The 4,663-nt window shown below is 66.5% G+C and carries 2 protein-coding genes; one reads left to right on the top strand and one right to left on the bottom strand.

The genetic code is table 11. From position 1 onward, the window contains the following. Positions 1-59: 59 nt before the first annotated feature. On the bottom strand, positions 60-2,093 hold the full coding sequence (locus HUV01_RS12170) for a CocE/NonD family hydrolase (RefSeq protein ID WP_254606606.1): 2,034 nt from the start codon (positions 2,091-2,093) through the stop codon (positions 60-62). Between the two features lie 381 nt (positions 2,094-2,474). Here HUV01_RS12170 and rpoB point away from each other — a divergent pair. Then, a partial coding sequence (gene rpoB, locus HUV01_RS12165; protein ID WP_174298508.1) for a DNA-directed RNA polymerase subunit beta occupies positions 2,475-4,663 on the top strand: 2,189 nt, incomplete at its 3' end.

The following is a 4,663-nucleotide window of genomic DNA, read 5'->3' as shown; positions in this document are numbered from 1 at the left end:
CCGCCCCCGCGACGCCGGTGCGGACCGCGCGCCGGCCCGTGCCCGACGCCCGTCTGGCCTCAGCGCGCCGCGAGCACCTCGGCCGGGGCGAGCGGCACCACCGGCAGCAACACCGCGCTGGCGCCCGCCGCGCCATGTTCGATCGACACCGTCGCCTTCCGGTAGTCGCCCGGCCTCGCGAGAAAGATGTTGGGCACGAACGTCTGCGGGTTGCGGTCGTACAGCGGGAACAGCGACGACTGGACCTGCACCATGATCCTGTGCCCCGGCTGGAAGACATGGTTCACCGCCGGCAGCCGGAAGTGGTATTCCTGCACCTTGCCGACCGGGATCGCGCTCGGATGCGCGAAGCTGTCGCGGTACCGGCCGCGGAATATGTCGAGGCTGATCGCGAGCTGATAGCCGCCCATCCTGGGATTGCTTGCGACCTCGTCGGGATAGACATCGATGATCTTAACCACGAAGTCGCCATCGGTCCCCGTGGTCTTGGCGAAGATGTCCGCCCACGGCACGCCCGACACCCGCACCGGTTGTTTCAGCGCGTCGGTGGAATAGCTCATCACGTCGGTGCGCCCGTCGACCGATCGCTGGTCGCTGACCAGCCAGTCGCCCCAGCGGCCGTCGCCGAAGTTCACCGGCCGCGGCAGGTGCGGCACGGGATTGGCGGGATCGGACACGTAGCTGTCGCCGGGGCCGCCCAGCCGCTCCAAGCCCAGCCGGTGCCCCGGCTCGAGATACCACGGCGTCAGCGGCGCCGCGCAGTCCTTCGCGCAGGCGATCGGCCAGCGCGAGAGCCTGTCCCAGTGGTTCTCGCCCGTGTTGTAGATCGCCGCGGCGGGCAGGCCGGCGGGCGGACCGTCCTTGAGATACTGGTTGAACAACGGCATCACCATCTCGTCGCGATACTGTTGCGCGGTGTCGCCGTTCCACTCGAGGGGGCCGAGGCTCTTGCCCTCGCGGTTGACCTGGCTGTGCCGCCACGGACCCATGACGATGAAGTTGTTGCCCGCGTGCCCCGCCTTCACCAGCGCCTCGTAGCTGTGGATCGCGCCGTACATGTCCTCCTGGTCCCACAGCCCCTGCTCCCACAGGGTCGGGATGCTCGAGGGGTTCTGTGCGAGCAGCACATCGAGCGCCTGCCCCTGCCAGAAGCCGTCATAGGCGGGGTGCTGCACCATCCGCTGCCAATAGGGCAGCTGGTCGTAACCGAACTTCTTCGCCCAGTCGCCCGCCGAAATGGTGCGGAAGTTGTCATAGTCGTCGTACCCGCCCGACGGCGGCGCCTTCCCGGCACCCTTGTAGCCGGTCTGCGAGCCGAGCCAGCCGATGTTGGTCAGCCGGAACGCCCCGTAATGCAGCCAGTCGTCGCCCATCCAGCCGTCGACCATCGGCGACTGCGGCGCGGCGACCTTCAGTGCGGGGTGCGGGTGGAGCAGCGCCATGACGACGGTGAACCCCTCGTAGGACGATCCGATCATGCCGACGCGGCCGTTCCCCTCGGGCAGGTTCGCCTTGTTCACCAGCCAGTCGATCGTGTCGTAGGCGTCGGTGGTGTGGTCGACCTTGGTGGCGTTCAGCGGGCCGATGACGGGCCGGGTGACGACATAGTCGCCCTCCGACCCGTATTTGCCGCGGATGTCCTGATAGACGCGGATATAGCCCTGACGCACGAACTGCTCGTCGGCGAGCGGCAGGGTGGAGATTTCCAGCGCGCTGTCCGCCCGGTTGGCACGGCCCTTGGCATTGTACGGCGTGCGGGTCAGCACGATCGGCGCGTTCGTCAGGTTCTTGGCATAGACGATTACGGTGTAGAGCTTCACCCCGTCGCGCATCGGGATCATCACCTCGCGCTTGACGTAATCCTGGTCCGCGCCGGGTGGCGTGAACTTGGCGGGAATGTCGCCGGCCGCCGCCTGTGCGCTGGTTCCCGCATCCTTGGGCTGGACACCGGCGGGCGTGGTCCCGGCGGTATCGGGCGTCGCGGGGGTGGAAGCGGGCGCCGCGGGCGGCGTGGTCCCGGGAACGGTCTGGGCCATCGCGGGGCTGAGGGTGAGCGCGGAGGTGGCGAGAAGGAGGGCGGCTCTGGCGATCATGGTGGCTCCACTGGACTGCGGTCGGGTATCGGTGCGGCATGCTTCCTACAATCCCGGCGCTCTGTCATCCTTTCGAAGACGGGTCACGCCAGCTCGCGGCGCGCCGGATGGATCGCTCGCCGACCCATCCCTTCCCCGTTCCTTTCGAAGGGAGCGTGATGGGCCTTTGACAGTCTCCAACAGCGCCCCTATGTACGGAAATCACACACTGGCATCGGGAAATGGCATGGCGTCGCGCACCGTGTCGATCGGATGGATGCCGTTGGTATAGGACGCATGAGACTGCCGCTCCCTTCGAGGGAACAGGCAGTTTTTTGCGTCCGCTCGCACGCCCGCCGGTGGACTCCGGGCAAAGTTTCAAGCTGACGAGGCACATATTCCATGGCGACCAAGGCGATCGATGCAGGGACGGCGCGGCCCGAGCAGCAGGGCGACCGGCAGAGCACGGCCAAGCGGCGCATCCGCAAGGTGTTCGGCAACATCCACGAAGTCGTGCAGATGCCGAACCTGATCGAGGTGCAGCGCGAGAGCTACGAGCAGTTCCTGCGCTCCGATGCGTCGATCGGCTATGTGTCGGGGCTGGAGAAGACGCTGCGATCGGTGTTCCCGATCCGCGACTTCGCCGGCACCGCCGAGCTCGACTTCGTCAACTACGAACTGGAGAACCCCAAGTTCGACGTGGAGGAGTGTCGCCAGCGCGGCATCACCTATGCCGCGCCGATGCGCGTCACGCTGCGCCTGATCGTGTTCGAGGTGGACCCGGAGACGGAGACCCGCTCGGTGCTCGATATCAAGGAGCAGGACGTCTACATGGGCGACATGCCGCTGATGACGGAGAACGGCACGTTCTTCATCAACGGCACCGAACGCGTCATCGTCAGCCAGATGCACCGCTCGCCGGGCGTGCTGTTCGACCATGACCGCGGCAAGACGCATGCGTCGGGCAAGTATCTCTTCGCCGCGCGCGTGATCCCCTATCGTGGCTCGTGGCTTGATTTCGAGTTCGACGCTAAGGACGTCGTTAACGTCCGCATCGACCGCAAGCGCAAGCTGCCGGTGACGGCGCTGCTGTTCGCGCTCGGCATGAACGGCGAGGATATCCTCGACCATTTCTACAACCACCTGACGTTCGTGCGCGGCGAGGGTGGCTGGAAAATCCCGTTCCAGGCCGAGAACTGGCGTGGCGCCAAGCCCAGCTACGACATCGTCGACGCCAACTCGGGCGAGGTGGTGTTCGCCGCCGGCCAGAAGATCAGCCCCCGCGCCGCCAACAAGGCCGCCAAGGACGGACTGGCCGAACTGCTGATCCCCACCGAGGAGATCTATGGCCGCTATTCGGCCTGGGACCTCATCAACGAGTCGACGGGCGAGATCTATGTCGAGGCGGGCGACGAGATCGGGGCCGAGAACCTCGAGAAGCTCGACCAGGCGGGGATCACCACCGTCGAGCTGCTCGACATCGACCATGTCTCGACGGGTCCGTGGATCCGCAACACGCTAAAGGTAGACAAGGCCGAGGAGCGCGAGCAGGCGCTGAGCGACATCTATCGCGTCATGCGCCCCGGCGAGCCGCCGACGCTGGAGACCGCGGAGTCGCTGTTCGCCGGCCTGTTCTTCGATCCGGAGCGGTACGACCTGTCGGCGGTCGGCCGCGTGAAGCTGAACATGCGCCTGGACCTCGATGCCGAGGATACGGTGACGACGCTGCGCACCGAGGACATCCTCGCCGTCATCAAGACGCTCGTCGGCCTGAAGGACGGCAAGGGCGAGATCGATGATATCGACAACCTTGGTAACCGCCGCGTGCGGTCGGTCGGCGAGCTGCTGGAGAACCAGTATCGCGTCGGGCTGTTGCGCATGGAGCGCGCGGTGAAGGAGCGTATGTCGTCGGTGGACGTGTCGACGGTCATGCCCAACGACCTCATCAACGCCAAGCCCGCGGTGGCGGCGGTGCGCGAGTTCTTCGGCTCGTCGCAGCTGTCGCAGTTCATGGACCAGACGAACCCGCTGTCGGAAGTGACGCACAAGCGCCGCGTATCGGCGCTCGGGCCGGGCGGGCTCACCCGCGAGCGCGCCGGGTTCGAGGTGCGCGACGTGCATCCGACGCATTATGGCCGCATCTGCCCGATCGAGACGCCGGAAGGCCCGAACATCGGCCTCATCAACAGCCTCGCCTCTTTCAGCCGCGTCAACAAGTACGGCTTCATCGAAACGCCGTACCGCCGCGTCGTCGACCACAAGGTGACGAACGACGTCGTCTACCTGTCGGCGATGGAGGAGGCCAAGCACACGATCGCGCAGGCGTCCGCCGACCTCGACGGCGAAGGCGGCTTCACCGAGGAGCTGGTGTCATCGCGCCAAGCGGGCGAGTTCCTGAACGCGCTGCCCGACACGGTGACGCTGATGGACGTCAGCCCCAAGCAGCTGGTATCGGTCGCCGCGTCGCTGATCCCGTTCCTGGAGAACGACGACGCCAACCGCGCGCTGATGGGGTCGAACATGCAGCGTCAGGCGGTGCCGCTGGTCCGCGCCGAGGCGCCGTTCGTCGGCACCGGCATGGAGGAGACGGT

Source organism: Sphingomonas bacterium (genome assembly GCF_903643035.1).
GTDB lineage: Bacteria > Pseudomonadota > Alphaproteobacteria > Sphingomonadales > Sphingomonadaceae > Sphingomonas.
Note: the sequence above shows the minus strand (reverse complement) of the source record. Positions and strands in the feature narration are given on the sequence as shown.

Coding starts and splice junctions, on each gene's coding strand:
- HUV01_RS12170 (WP_254606606.1), bottom strand. CDS start 2,093: ATGATCGCCAGAGCCGCCCTCCTTCTCGCCACCTCCGCGCTCACCCTC.